Source organism: Paenibacillus sp. CCS19 (assembly GCF_033239625.1).
GTDB lineage: Bacteria > Bacillota > Bacilli > Paenibacillales > Paenibacillaceae > Paenibacillus_T.
Genome location: NZ_BTCK01000002.1, coordinates 143115 through 157530, shown reverse-complemented (window position 1 = coordinate 157530; position 14416 = coordinate 143115). Strand labels below are relative to the sequence as shown.

Annotated in this window: 10 protein-coding genes; 2 read left to right on the top strand and 8 right to left on the bottom strand. The window is 53.4% G+C overall.

Features of this window, described 5'->3' with window-relative positions; genetic code table 11:
- Positions 1-72: 72 nt before the first annotated feature.
- Positions 73-1464 (bottom strand): MFS transporter, encoded by a 1392-nt coding sequence (locus tag SBI19_RS02795; RefSeq protein ID WP_317964719.1) that lies wholly within the window; start codon positions 1462-1464, stop codon positions 73-75.
- A 135-nt stretch (positions 1465-1599) separates the two neighbouring features.
- Between SBI19_RS02795 and SBI19_RS02790 the strand changes: the two genes are divergently transcribed.
- Positions 1600-2499 (top strand): LysR family transcriptional regulator, encoded by a 900-nt coding sequence (locus SBI19_RS02790; RefSeq protein WP_317964717.1) that lies wholly within the window; start codon positions 1600-1602, stop codon positions 2497-2499.
- Between the two features lie 450 nt (positions 2500-2949).
- On the top strand, positions 2950-3159 hold the full coding sequence (locus SBI19_RS02785; protein WP_317964715.1) for a hypothetical protein: 210 nt from the start codon (positions 2950-2952) through the stop codon (positions 3157-3159).
- Between the two features lie 237 nt (positions 3160-3396).
- Here the strand turns inward: SBI19_RS02785 and SBI19_RS02780 are convergent, their stop codons facing one another.
- The 7 genes from SBI19_RS02780 to SBI19_RS02750 all read right to left on the bottom strand — a co-directional run bounded on the left by SBI19_RS02780 (position 3397) and on the right by SBI19_RS02750 (position 14385).
- Positions 3397-5301, bottom strand: coding sequence for a DUF2264 domain-containing protein (locus SBI19_RS02780; protein WP_317964713.1), 1905 nt, complete (start codon positions 5299-5301; stop codon positions 3397-3399).
- The gene (locus SBI19_RS02775) at positions 5292-6419 is read right to left on the bottom strand and encodes a glycoside hydrolase family 88 protein (protein ID WP_317964711.1); all 1128 of its coding nucleotides are present in this window, start codon (positions 6417-6419) and stop codon (positions 5292-5294) included. Before SBI19_RS02775 ends, SBI19_RS02780 begins: the two co-directional genes overlap by 10 nt.
- A 13-nt stretch (positions 6420-6432) precedes the next feature.
- Positions 6433-8250 carry a heparinase II/III family protein gene (locus tag SBI19_RS02770; RefSeq protein WP_317964709.1) on the bottom strand — a complete coding sequence of 606 codons (1818 nt, stop codon included), beginning with the start codon at positions 8248-8250 and terminating at the stop codon, positions 6433-6435.
- Between the two features lie 210 nt (positions 8251-8460).
- Positions 8461-10062: an AraC family transcriptional regulator gene (locus tag SBI19_RS02765; RefSeq protein WP_317964707.1), complete on the bottom strand. Its 1602-nt coding sequence runs from the start codon at positions 10060-10062 to the stop codon at positions 8461-8463.
- Complete coding sequence (locus SBI19_RS02760) at positions 10055-11884, bottom strand: cache domain-containing sensor histidine kinase (protein WP_317964705.1); 1830 nt, start codon at positions 11882-11884, stop codon at positions 10055-10057. The genes SBI19_RS02765 and SBI19_RS02760 overlap by 8 nt, the downstream gene beginning before the upstream one ends.
- Before the next feature lie 74 nt (positions 11885-11958).
- Positions 11959-13374: an ABC transporter substrate-binding protein gene (locus SBI19_RS02755; protein ID WP_317964703.1), complete on the bottom strand. Its 1416-nt coding sequence runs from the start codon at positions 13372-13374 to the stop codon at positions 11959-11961.
- A gap of 168 nt (positions 13375-13542) precedes the next feature.
- Positions 13543-14385 carry a carbohydrate ABC transporter permease gene (locus SBI19_RS02750; RefSeq protein WP_317964701.1) on the bottom strand — a complete coding sequence of 281 codons (843 nt, stop codon included), beginning with the start codon at positions 14383-14385 and terminating at the stop codon, positions 13543-13545.
- Positions 14386-14416 lie beyond the last annotated feature (31 nt).

Below are 14416 nucleotides of genomic sequence, written 5' to 3'. Positions count from 1 at the left end.
AATGATTTTACTTCTTCAACAATTTCCTTAATCTCATTGACTCAAATTGTTTATAAAACCTATCACTTCGACTTAAGCCATTTGCCCCGCCGTCTTCGCCTTCGTCCTGCCGGCATATACGCTGCGATACAGAAGAAGCAGGCCAATATACATAAGAGCCAGCACAAGATAGAGATTGCTGAATACATAGGAAGCTTCATTGGAATGCCAAGGCAGCCAGCTCGATTGTGCGCCATGGTCCATCACTTTGCCGTAAATCCCCGTAGCAACCGCACCGGAAAGGAAATTGCACAGCGTCAACATTCCCATTCCGACGCCAATCTGATCCTTAGGAATACTTCGCGAGATCGTATTGGACAATACGATTTGCATAAACATCTGACCAACATTGCCGATCATGAAAATCAATCCAATCAGAACGGCCGGACTCCCAACAAAAAACGATAACAGAATAAAACAGCCGAATAATAATAAGGATGCCATGTGATAAACGAAGGAATTGCCTTTGGAGTCCGCCAATTTCCCTGCTTTACGACCGAGATAAGCAGACAAACACGCTCCCGGTACCATAACAAAACCAATTACACCTGGCTCCAAGCGATTGATGTCCGACAGCAATTGAGGCGTTAGAAACGGCAGTGCATAACTGATGCTCATCACAACTGCCGCAATCATCAATCCCATTAGATAAATACGGTCCTGCAGAAGCGTCCTGGACATAAACGGATCAGCCGCTTTGCGAATACGCCACAAGAAACCGATAACCATCAACGCGCTTCCGGCACCAAGCCACAAGTTCCCTTGCGTAATCGCAAGAAGCAGCAGAGCTACCGTCCCCGTCAGAAGTCCTCCACCAAGCCAATCTATATGCCCGCCTTCTCGAATTTCCGAGCTCAGATGTTTACGGTAGAAAGGCAGCGTGATCAGAATAAGCAGCGGAATGGCAAACAACCATCTCCAATGGACAAACGACACCAAGAGTGAAGAAACAATGGGTCCAATCGCATTGCCGAGCGCTAATCCGGTTGCCGAAATGCCTAGCGCATGCCCTCTTCTTTCCGGCGGAAAATAGCGAACTGGAATTAACATCGCTAATGCGGGAATAACGGATGCGCCCACCGCTTGCAAAATTCTGGCTATCAGCACGACGGGAAACGATCCCGCGAGCAGCCCTAATAATGAACCTGAAGCAAATACGAGAAGTCCGAAGGTAATCAGATTACGGGCCTGATAACGATCAAGCAGCTTTCCGTATATAACGGAACCAACGGCATAGATCAGTAAGTAGGCAGTCGACACCCAGCTGACTTGCGCGACGGAGAGGTCAAAGTCGGCCCGAATCTCGGGAAGAACAATATTGAACATCGTTGCGCTCATGGAAGAGACAATCAGGGTGAACGCAAGAAGCTTAATGAGTACGTTTCCTATAGCCGGTTGTGCGGCATCCGGTTGTTCTATTGGCATTGTGAGTTCCCTCCTGCTTCGCTTTATATTTACCAATATACCCCTCACAATCAATAAATGATAATATATATTAATACATGTTATTATATACTCAGGTATATGGAAACAATGGAACAGGACGGGGAGGTTTACTTCATGGAACTGCTGCAGCTTCATTATTTTCGTACGGTTGCCAAATACGAGCATATGACCAAAGCGGCCGAGGCGCTTCGCATTGCTCAGCCTGCGCTTAGCAAGACCATATCACGTCTCGAAGAGGACGTTGGTGTTCCTCTATTTGATCGCAATAATCGGCAAATCCGGTTAAATCGCTATGGCCGAGCATTTCTGCAGCAGGTTGAGATCGCGCTCGGAGCGCTGGACGAAGGACGGCGAGAATTGGCGGATATGCTAGGCACAGAGCAAGGAACCATAAGGCTGGCCACCCCAACGCTTAGTCGTCTCTCCTCCACCATAAGCGAATTTCGCAAAGAGAATCCGGAAATTGTTTTTCGCGTGACCCAGATCCCGCCGGCCTCGTCGAGCGACATGATCGGATTGCTGGAGCGGGGAGATGTAGACCTCTGTTTCATTGCTGCACCGCTCAATCAATCCTGGATTAAAGAGCAAATCGTATGGAAAACAGAAGTCTATCTCGCCGTACCCGTCACCAACCCGCTAGCAAGCCGAGACACGATTACTTTGATCGAAACAGAGAATGAGGCTTATATCGAATATCATGCGGGGCATCCATTCCGTCAGATTAACGAAGCTTTCTGCGAAGAGGCGGGCATCTCCAGAACGATTATTTGCGAGGTAGATGAACCCTCTGCGTTATGGAGCCTTGTCCAAGCTGGACTTGGCGTCGCTTTTGTACCGCACAATACGAATGAGGATCCCAATGTTAAGCTGCTGCAGATTCAATCACCGGTCTGTGAACGCGAATTCTCCATCGCCTGGAACGACAGGCGATACTTGTCCCTCGCATCGAGGCAGTATCTGGAATTCTTGCAATCCTACGATCGACATGATAAGCGGCAAATAAAAACCACCTGATGGAAGCTCGTTCAATCTGAACAATTCAGTGGTCAAAATCTAAAGGCGTGCCGTAATCTGGTATTCTCCCCATACGGTATACAGGTGAAATAATAAAACCTGTTACCGTATGGGGAGTCTGGCCGCCCCCCGGAGCTTGTCTCGCTCTTTACGCCGGACATGCTGTATTAGTTTTCTGCTTTAATCGTGGCGTATGCTTCGACATTCTGGGGGAATCTGCATACGTCTGCGTTGGGAAGCCTGTATTTCATGCAGGCTTCGAATGCATCGAATGCGTGTAAGCCTTTCAGCCTCTCTCCCCGATGGAACCTTCGCCCTCCCTATCACTATCTCACAAGCTCTATCAAGTACACCTATCACATTCCTAATATGTCTACCCTATGGTAAACTATAAATTGCCAGTATTTACTTAATTAGATGACTGATAGGAAGGGGAGGTTGGTGTCCATCATGAAGGAAAATTTGAAACTGGCGTGGATTGCAGTATGGTTTACATTAGTAGGACAACTCGCCTTATTCGTTGGCGTATCCATCGTGACGGGTGAATGGCGATATGGGATGTGGAGCTTTATGGTGAGTATGCTTGCTGGCGTTCCGAGTCTCATCCTTACACTGCAAGCGAGGAAAAATGCTTCTACTAACAAAATCGATCTGCCCTGATCGAACGAGTCATCCCTAACACACAATGGAATGACCTACAGCGAAAATAATGAAGACCTAACTACCTACAGGCAGGTCTAACGGATGCTACAATCGTTATTCGGCTATAGCCGGACCAACTTCAGACAGGCTGTCGCTGTGATCGATATGGGATCAATACTGCACAGGAGAAGCAAAGGGGCAGGCAGCAAAAAAAGCTGTCCCCAACCAACTAACCACGGGGGACAGCCTCCGAATCTACCGTTCTATCGTCACGCCTACACCATGCGGTCCTTCAATTCGAATCACACTAGGCTCGATCTCCACCTTGAAGCTCCCCTGCCAGCTCGCAAGCTCGAACCCGCCATCCACAGCGCCTGTCTCCCCATAAATGGCTGACACGAGCCAATGCTCGCCTGCCGTCAGCTTCGCCTTCAGCGTCGGAATCGCTGTGCGCGGATGCATCAGGTTCGTGTTGGCTTGGGCATAGATGAGCGCTGCCTCCGAGTAACCCGCAAGACCTACAACACTGCAAACGCCAAAGCCGGATCGGCCGCCGATTGCAGTAGTTGTCTCGCTGCCACTCGCAATCGCAGCAGCCTCATTGCCGCATTCCGCCGCCTCACCGCGAAGCTCCACAAGCGACGCATCGATCGGCAGCGCGAAGCCGCCTTCCGCCGCATCCAGCTCACGCGCTGTCTCCACGTGATGAACACGCAGATGCCATGGGAGTCCTGGCACGATCCATGTCGTCACCTTCACATCGCGCCAAGGATGCCATGTGGACTTCAGCACGCCGCCAACTAGGATCGAAGTTTCCTCGTTCTTGCGGCGCACGCGGTATATATTGTCCCCTTCGCTGAGCGCAAGCATCGAATCGAATGCGCCTTGCGACAGCCCCCATTCGGCACGAGGCACGCTGAAGCCGAATGACGCCGAGTAGGCGAACTTCTCATACTTCGCTGAAGTATGCGTGTGTTCATTCGAGCCAAGGTGCCCGGTGTTGAACGCAGCAGTATGACCGGTCGCAGCAGAATGAACAACGACCATATGCGGCGCCCGCTGCACCGACACCCAAGGCAGCGCAGGCAACGCTTCCTCCTCCGCCTGCCAGAACGGATGATCATCCGGCAGCGCGAGCGGCAGGAACGCTTTCATCGCCCAATAGACGGAGCCCGGCGCGTTATAATTCTCGGCCATGATCAGATTCGGGTACGCATAACCAACTGTCATAATGCCATCGCTGGCAAAGATCGGCTGCTGGAACCACCAGCGCAGATGGCGCAGGAACAATCCCTTCAGCACGCCGTAGGAGTATGTTCCATCTTCTGCCCAAGCCATCGCGCCCCAGAACGCACCTTGCGAATAGCGGTACGCCATGCTTCGGCCATACGGGATCGCTTGACCTTCGCCGGCGAACCAATGGATGAACTGCTCGGCGAACTGACCCGCCCGCTCCTGGAATCGCTCCGCACGCTGTGGATCCTCCGCCTTCATCAGCTTCGCATACAGCAGCGCATAATATTGGATCGCGAACGGCACGTAGTAATCGCTGTGTCCGCCGATTCCATCCGCATACCAGCCCTCCTCGAGGTAGAACTGCTCGATTCGCTGCAGATTCGCTTCCGTCCGTGCCTCGTCGACCGGCAAGCCCAGCTTGCGGAATCCAATGTTGACGAGCACTTGGAAGAACAGCCAATTGCAGTCGTACGCGGGATGACGATTAATCTGGCTCAGCCATGCATAGAACCGCTGCTGCGACTCGTCCGACAGCCGCCCCCAGATCTGCTCTGGCACAAGCGCCAGCGAGAAACCCATCGACGCCATCTCGACGAGCCGCTGATCATAATCGTTCACCTTGCCCCAATACTCGGAATGCTCCGGATTCGTGCCGTTATCGATCCCTTGCACGATAAGCTGCGTGAACGACTCGTCCTCTCCGCCGCCAGCCAGGAATGGAACGAGCCCCCACAGAATACGGGAGAAGCCTTCCATCTCCGCGACATCAGACGAATACCCCGCACCTGATCCCGTCAGTTGCAAGCGAGCCCTCCCCTCTGAATAGCGAGGCAGGAGGGGCTTCACCAACTGCTGGAAGGCCAGCGCCAAATCCGCCTTCGTGCGCAAAGGGTTGCTAGCGATCGGATGCTTGATCACTCCCATGGAATGGTGTGGCCTCCCCTCAGCTTAGCGAGTCCCTCGACGAAATAGTAATCGCCGTAGATGAGCGGTACGTCCATATTTCTGCGTTCCGGATAATGACTCGTGCCGTGCAAAATCAACCCTTCTTCGTTCTCATCCTCAAACGCTCCGTAATTCCGGTACAACGATTCGAGAATCCGTTCCCCAGCTTGGCGGTAGCTCTTCGCCTCCGGCTCCGATACCAATTCGGCAATCTTCAGCAAGCCGCATGCCGCGCAAGCGCCTGCCGACGAATCGCGCAGCCACTTCGTATCCTCCGGCGCACGGAAATCCCATGCCGGAACGAAGTCCTCTTCCAGCTGCGACACGAAGAAATGTGCCACACGTTTCGCAGCATCCAGATAATCTTGACGTCCCGTATGATGAGCCGCCAATGCGAGACCATAAATCGCCCAAGACGTACCGCGCGACCATGCCGACTCTGGCGCATACCCTTGACCGCCGATATATTCAGCCACTTCGCCTGTGTGCGGATCGAAGCGAACGATATGACGAACCGAACCATCTTCCCGTATAAAATGACGCAGCACCGTTCCCATATGCGCTTCCGCAATATGCTTGTATCGCGGATCGCCGCTCTCGCGCGACGCCCAGTACAGCAGCGGCACGTTCATCGCGCAGTCGATGATCGCAAGACCTGCGTTATCGTCGCCTTCGCTCCATGGATTCCAGGCGCGGATATAATTTCCTTGCAGGTTGAATCGGCCTACCAGATAGTTCGCCGCCTTGAACGCGCGTCTGCGGGACTCCACGTTTCCTGTACGTTTGTAGTTCGCGACACTCGTCATCGTCCACATGAAACCGATATCGTGATCCAGACGGTAATAACCGTCCAGCACTTCATCCAGCTTCTCTTCGCACTGCTCCGCGATCGCACGGAACTTCTCTTCGCCGCTGCCGTCATGCAGCAGCCAGAGCTGCCCCGGCCAGAAGCCGGCCGTCCACCAGCCCGGCTCCTCCAATCCATAGGTCCCGCCTTGGCTCGCATGCGGGAAATTCGCCCCGATCCGCTCGCTCGTCCGCTTCACTTTGGCAACCGTCTTCTCCCAAGCTTCCTGTGTCCACATCGTCATTGTCATCCTGACCTACCCTCTACTTGAATTCGAAATCAAGTGCGAATTGCTGCGACCGCTCGGCACTGTGCTCAGCGATCAGATGAATGCGATAATAGCTCTCTTCTTGTCCAAAATGGTTCACGAACGGCCTCTCTACAATGGCCGCTCGAAACCGTCCAACCCCATAGGAAAGCTCAGCAGTATGGAGGCCTCCGGCCAAAACAATGCGCCCATCCTCCGCTAAGCTCGGCTGGCAGCGAGTAACGATCACTTCCGATACCTGACCGCCGCCTTCTCCGAATGCGAAGGTATCGGTAACGGTAAGCGAAGGCTTCTCATCCTTGCGAAGGACGAAGCTTCGCTGGAAAGACTGCAGCCCGCTCTCCGAAGGATAACAGTCCGCCAGCTCCAATGCGAATCGATCCTCCTGATCGCCCGTAACCGCTTCGATCACCTCTGCCTTGCTCGTCCCGCCAACCTGCTGCTGATGGCCGCTCACCATCGGCAGCGAGTGACCCTGCGCTCCATTGCAGTCGTAGGTATAGCGCCCGTCGCCGAAGTAATCCGCCGTATATTCGCCGCTGCCCAAATCCGCTGCAACCGCAGGGTCATCGCCTGCCAGCAGGATGAAATGGCCGACGTCGATATGGTTGTGCGGCTCGTTATTCGATCCGCCCTTCGCCGCGAAGCCGAAGCTTCCGGCGCTGCTTGCGCTGCGCGAGATGAACCACTGCGCATCGGGCAAATACCAGCTGCCCGGCTGCCAATTCGCCTCGCGTCCTGCCTTCGGCTGGAACCAAAGCACGTTGCGCAGCGCTGGGGCGAATCGTGCGCAATGATCGTCCGTAAACCGTGAACGCAGCTGCAGCGATGGATGCTCAACCTCTTCGAATCGATCGGCAAGATAGTCCGACAGACCAATATGAACGCTGACATGCGGCATCGCATCCGAGAAGTTGGCGGGCCGATCCCCTGCGAGGTAACAACGTTGTTGAAACAATGCTACCGCTTTCACTTTGTCTGAAGCGAATAGGTCAGCCTTTCCATCAGTCGCCTTGCCCAGCAGATCGGCAAAATAAACGAAGTAGCCGAAACCGTAATTCCAATAGCCCGGCCCCTCCAAGCAAGCGCCATCCTCGCCGAAGCCGTCCAAGTAATGATTCATCGTCTCGACCGCTTTGACGAGCATGGCCGACTTGCGCGCTGCGCTCTGCTCGACGAGCAGCGCCGCCGCTCCGATCGAGCCTGCGCATACGGCCGCCCAGTTATGCTCCGCCGTTTCCCAGCCGTAAGGGCCATAAGATAAATAGGGCACGAACAAGCGGCGGTCGATATGGCCGAGCATCGCTTCGCGGAGCGGATCGGGCAGTCTTGCTCCCAGCAGAACTATAATCTCGCTAAGCGCAAAACCCGTCTCAGCCGAGAAAAGATCGATATTGCGGTCGATCTCTTGGCCGCGCATATGCGCTGGAAGACACCAAGTCGGCTCCTCCAATATCGCTCCGATCGTGCCGATCAACGCCTGCTTGTAATCCCGTTTATCCGGTTCAAGCAGGCTCATTAATGTGAAAGACGTAAGCCTTCTGCGCCGTTCAAAATATTTGTCTTCGTACGCCAGCCGATTGCCTGTCTTCTCGAATCGTTCATACAGCTCCTGCGTCAGTTCCGGTTCAGGCCGCTCCAGCAGCCGATCGGCTTCTTCCCGAATCTCGCCGATGAGGTCCGCATACGGCGGAGAAGCCGAGAGCACCGCCCAATCGACGAGCTTCCCTCCGATCCAGTAGAGCGCTTCATCCTGCAGCGAATGATCCTTCAGCCAGCTCTGCAGCAGCTCCTTCTCCCAGTGAAATCGCATCTTCGTTTCCTTGCCTCCATTCCATCATACCGCTTGTTTCCAGTCGTGGACCACTGCACGAACTACGGTAATTTTGCGGCCTTACCGAATCTTGCCGTATCTCATATCACGAAACTCCGCAGCATTACCGAAGCATCCCGCATCACTTATTACGGGACACCGAAGCATTACCGAATCTTGCCGTATCTCACATCACGGCAAGATTCGGTGTCAACCACGATATTCCGTCGGCGTCACGCCAACTTGATTCTTGAAGGTCTTGATGAAATAGCTCTGGTTGTCGTAGCCCAGCATCTCGCAGATCTCGTTGACTGGGCGATTCGTCTGGTCGAGCAGCTCTTTCGCCCGCTCGATCTTCTTGCAGGTGACGTATTCAATAAACGTATACCCGGTTTCCTTCTTGAAGAAGCGGCTGAAATAGCTCGGATTCATATGCAGATGCGCCGATACTTCCTCCAGCGAGATGCGCTGTCCGAGATTAAGTGATACGTATTGATACGCTTCCGTTATTTCGCGGCGTCTGCTTACCGGCGCCAGCTCTTCCCGCGTGTGAAGGAAAGAACGCAATTGCCCCTTCAGCCATTGGAACAGCTCCAGCAGCGTATCGAATTGGGCAATTTCTTTATGCAGCGTCTCCGCCGATGAGGATGAAGGCTGGTACAACAGCGCATGCAGCTTCAGCCGCAAGTCGATGAGCAGCTTCAGCACCCAATCCCGCACTTCTTCCGATGGGTACCGCGCTTCCTGCATCCGCTTCTCCCAAGAGGAAGCGATCGCCACCATCTTAGCCTCATCCTTCTCGATCAACGGCTCGCGAATGTCGGCGCTCGCTTGATCGTATAACGTGAACAGCCCTGCACCCTTTACCTGCATCGGCTGCCATCTAGCGATCTCGCCCGGCGACAGATAGAAGCGCTGCTCCACTGCGCCAAGCAATCCGCATAACATCGGCTTCAGCTTCTCCGGATGCTCGCAGCCGCTGCCGATCAGGAACGCCATCTTGATTTTCAACACCTGCTCGAGCGTCCGGCTAATCATTCGCAGACTTTGCTGCACTTGATCGTGCACATTCGTTTTAATGCCCGGCTTGAACGCGAACAGCAGCAGCGACTGGCGGCTCGTATACCCGATATGCACCGTACGCAGCGGCAGGCTGCCCATCATCTCTTCCATTACATTGCTTAGGGCAAAATGCAGCGTCTGATCCGAGTCGAACCGGTGCTTAATCGTACCGTAGTTGTCGAGGAAGCCGATGACCGGAAGCACCTGTTCGCCGGGGCTGAACAAGCCATATGCGCCGAACGTCTTCTGCCAATCGGCGGTCGACAGCAGCGGCTGCTGAATAAAGTCGCGGAACGACTTCTCCTTGCGCAGCTCCCTCGTTTCATTGACGAGATGCTTCATCTGCACCTGCTCTTGCTGCAATTGCCGTTCGCCGTCAAGACCTGACTTGAATTTCGCCAGCAATTTCTCCAGATCTTCGGGCTCCAGCAGATCCTTGAGCAGATAATCCTGAACGTTCAGCCGCATCGCCTGCTGCGCGTATTGAAACTCGCTGTGACACGATAAGATCGCGATCCGTACGGATGGATTAAGCTCCTTCATATGAGCGGACAGCGTAAGCCCATCCATCTTCGGCATCCCGATATCGGTGACGAGAATATCGGGCGGCTCCGACTGCGCCTGCTCCCAAGCGGCAAGTCCGTTCTCATGCTTGCTGCAGAGCGTAAGGCCCAAGGACGCCCAATCAACGGCTTCGGACAACAGCTCCAATACCGGGTAATCATCATCTACGAGCATGACTTTATACATGATGTCTACTCTCCTCCCGCAGCGGAATGTGCATAATGATTCGCGTTCCTTCATTAAGACTGCTGGCTGCCGTCATATCGAATGCATCGCCGAACATAATGCGCATGCGCTCGGCTACGTTCACAACGCCGATGCCCGACATGCCGCCCTTCGGCCGCTCCCCCTTCGTCTCCATCACGATCGAAGCGGCAGCAAGCTGCGATGACAGCTTCGCCAGTACATCCGGCTCCATGCCAATCCCGTTGTCCTCTACAGACAACTCTAGGAATCGCTCCTTCATAACGGTGCGCACGACAATCGTGCCTGCGCTCCGATTCAAGCCGTGAATGAGCGCGTTCTCGACGAGCGGCTGAAGAATGAATCTCGGCACCTCGATATGGAACGCTGAAGCATCCACCTCGAGCTGAAGCCGAACCTCCTCCTTTTGCCGCAAATTCATCAGGTCCACGTAATGCGTCAGCAGCTCGATCTCTTCATGCAGCGTGATGGCGTCCTCATCCCGGCTGATCGTCATTCGCAGCAGCTTGGATAAGGAGGCGATCATCTTCGCGCTGTCCGAGTCGCCGCCGCGCATCACTTTCATCCGAATCGAATTGAGCACATTGAACAGAAAATGCGGATTAATTTGCGCTTGCAGCATCGCCAGCTCCGCCTTGCGCTTGCGCGCCTGCGTAACGGATACTTCGGTAATCATATCTTTAATCCGGTCCAACATCTGGTCGAACAGGAAGCCAAGCCTTCCGATCTCATCCTGTCCGCGCACGCCGGAGCGAACTTCCAAGTTGCCCCGCTGCACGCTTGATGCCACTCGACCTAGACGAATTAACGGCTTCGTAAACGCTCTCATAAGCACTAATAGCAGGATAAGGAAAATGAAGAAGGATACGATCTGGAACGTGAATACCCGGCTGAAGATGGAGCTAATATTCAAAATCGCATTCTGATAAGGCTGCACCGCAACCAGATGCCAATCGTTGAACGTCAGCTTCGACGTCGTGACGAGCAGCTTCCGCTTCCCGTCCCGCACAATCTGGGAGGCTGGCGTTAAGCTGTCTTGACTGAGCAGATCGCGGTATTGGTACAATGTATTAATGCGCTCGCCATCTGACGAGGAGATGATGGTTCCTTGACCATCCACCAGCATAACATCCTGCCCGCTTGTCAGCCCTTGGAAAATCTTGCTGATCTTGCTCTCCATCATCGTGACGATGACATAGCCATAAATCTTCGAGCTCTCGAGCCGCAACGTGCGTGCAACCGAGATCTGATACGGATTATCGAATCGATCGTAAGGGAATATCGTGGGCGTCGCCCCCACCCAATACGAACGCAAGCCGGCTAACCCTTCCAGCTGTTGGAACCACGGTTCCTGCTTGAATCGCAGCGGATCGAATTCATCCTTGGAATAATTCGTGAACGTCGTGCCGTTCGTCAGAATGATTGTAATATAACTTTTCTCTCCGATGTAGGTAAGCCCTTCCAACTGCTGCATGATGCGGCTCGTCGCCGTAAAACGGTTGTACGGGTCAGCGGTAGACTCCGAGCCGTCTGCGATTCGTTTCAGCGTGCCGTTGATATCGGTGTTGACTTGAATATAGTTCGCTAGATTGAGCATCCCTTGCAGCAGATTGTTGACCGATCCTCTGACAAGCTGCATGGCGTCCGTGCTGTTCGATCGTGCCTGCTGTTCGACTGCGTCCCTCGTCAATCCGTTATAGATCAGCATCGTAAGCAGAGCCGGCACGAGAATGCAGACGATCGAAGCCAGCGACAGCTTCGCACGTACCGTCTTGAAGGTTGAACCGCTGAGCTGCCGGTACATGTTTCATCCCCCTCGTCTTGTAGAAAACAAAAGGGGGACTAGCGTACCGTCCCCTTTTGACCCATTATATCGGATTATTTTTTGTTGGCGGCAATAATTTCGTCAACGCGTTTAATCGAATTGGCAACCGTCGTATCGATATCCTGCTTCTCGAGGATGAGCTTCTCATATTCCTCGTTGATCGCTTTATACACTTCGGCTTGATACGATGCAGGAGCGATAATCTGCGATGCTTTGGATTTGACAAGTGTATCCACGAGTGAAGCTTTATCGACGAGCTCCGGATTCTTCGTACCGCTCAGAATCGTATCGATAATGCTTGCCACTTGGTCCGACTTCACGCCGTTCCACGCTGGAATGTTCTTGCCTTGCACCACTTGACCTTCCGTTGTGTACCAGCGAACGAATTGGTAGGCTTCTTCCTTATGCTTCGACGTATCCGACACGGCTACATAATCTGTCGTTACCGGCGTCAGGCCCGTCGGGTCGCTCGCGTTATTCTTAGGGAACGGCGCTACAGCCACATGGAACGTAAGAGGTACTTTATCCGTACCGCCGATCTCCGTGTTCATCCAGGAACCGATCGTCAGCATGCTTGCCGATTGGTTGAAGAACTGGTTGCGGTAAGCAAGCTTCTGCGAAATCATATCCGTGTAAGGCACGGAAGACTTGTCTTCCTTCTCCATCTTCACCCGCAGCTCCAACGTTGCCTTGAAGTTCGGATCCGCTAAGTTGGAGGAGCCGTCCGCCTTTAGGAATTCCGAGCCTTGCGGCTGGTTCTCCATCTTCAGCTTCAAGTACTCCATCCATCCGCCATTCTGAGGGCCGTGGAAGTAAGTGCCGTAACGCTTGCTTGCGCCTTCGCCCTTCGTCAACTTCTTCGCATAGTCCGCGTACTCGTCCCATGTCCAATCCGTTGGAACTGCGAGTCCCGCTTCATCCAGATGGTCTTTGTTCAGCAGAACGTACCATGGATTAAACTTGCCTGGCAGCGCATACACTTTGCCGTTCAGGTGCGTGTCTACCTTGTAATCTTCTTCAACCTTGTAGCCGTCCTTGGCGATATATTCGTCCAGCGGCGCCGCCATGCCGAGTGCTACGCGTTGTGCGTAAGCAGCCGCGTCACTGAACATGAGAACGTCGATCTGCTCGGAGGAGGCAGCAGCAAGATCAAGCTTCTTCGTTGCTTCCTGCGTATCGCCCTTTTCGCTGAGCTGTACGAGCTCGATCGTCACGCCTGGATGCGAATCTTGATAAGCCGCGAGCGTCTTCTTCCAGTTGTACGCTTCTTCGGTGCCGTACGTATAGAGCCTGAGATTGACCGGATCGTTTTTCTTCGTGTCGTCCGTTGTGCTCGTGTTGCTGGTCGCGTCTGTGCTGGCATTCGTATCCGTCGTCGTCTTCGTATCGTCGGTTTTGTCGCTGCCGCATCCTGCGAGCAACCCTACTACCATGACGCTTGCCAGGCCTGCCGTCCAAATCTTCTTCATCTTGTGAGCCCCCTTAAAGTTTTTTTGCGATTGTAAAATGTTTCGCATGGTTATGTTTGTTAACTCATAAGCGCTTACGGGTTTGATTATAGGGAGCATCTCGCATCGCGTGATGCAAGTATTTTTACTTATTTGCAAATAATTCGACTTTTTAGTGTTTTGTGGAATTTAACCTTTGACGCCGCCGAGTGCGATGCCTTCGATGACGCTCTTCTGTCCGATGATGAAGATAATGAGCAGCGGCAGAATCGCCGATACCGCTGCCGCCATGATCAGCGAGTAGAATTCTCCGCTCAGCGACGTGAACTTCTGCACCGCGAGCGGAATCGTGAACAGCTTATCGCTGCGAATGAAGATAAGCGGATTCTGGTAGTCGTTCCATGTCCAGATGAATCGCAGAATCGCATACGTCGCAACGGCTGGCTTCACGAGCGGCAGGCCGATGCTCCAGAAGATGCGGAAGTGATTCGCTCCGTCCATTTTGGCAGACTCGATGAATTCCTGATGCACCCCCATGAAGAACTGGCGCAGCATGAACGTGCCGAGCACGCTGAAGCTTCCTAATAGAATAAGGCCTAGATGGCTGTCGAACAAGCCGATCTGACGGTACAGGATGAACTGAGGAATGAGAATCGCTTGGCTCGGCACCATGTAGGTCGCGAGGACGATCAGGAATACGTAATTGCGGCCTTTAAAGTTGATCTTCGAGAAACCGTAGGCCGCAAGTGCGGATACGAGCGCTGAGATGACGGTTGTCGTCACGCTGACCTTGATCGAATTGAGATAGTATTTCCAGAACGGATAATCGCCTGACCATACTTCCTTGTAGTTGGCGATCGCGTTCCATTCCTTCGGAATCCATTGGATCGGGTAGACGAATACGTCTTTCTCGACCTTGAAGGAACTGACTAACATCCAGAAGAATGGCAGCAGGAATACAATACTGACGGCGAACATGAGCAGGGTCAGAATAAGCTTGCGCCAGCTGATCCTATCGATAGTTGTAGGCATACGGCCGCTTTCGCTCCTTTCTTCGGCAATT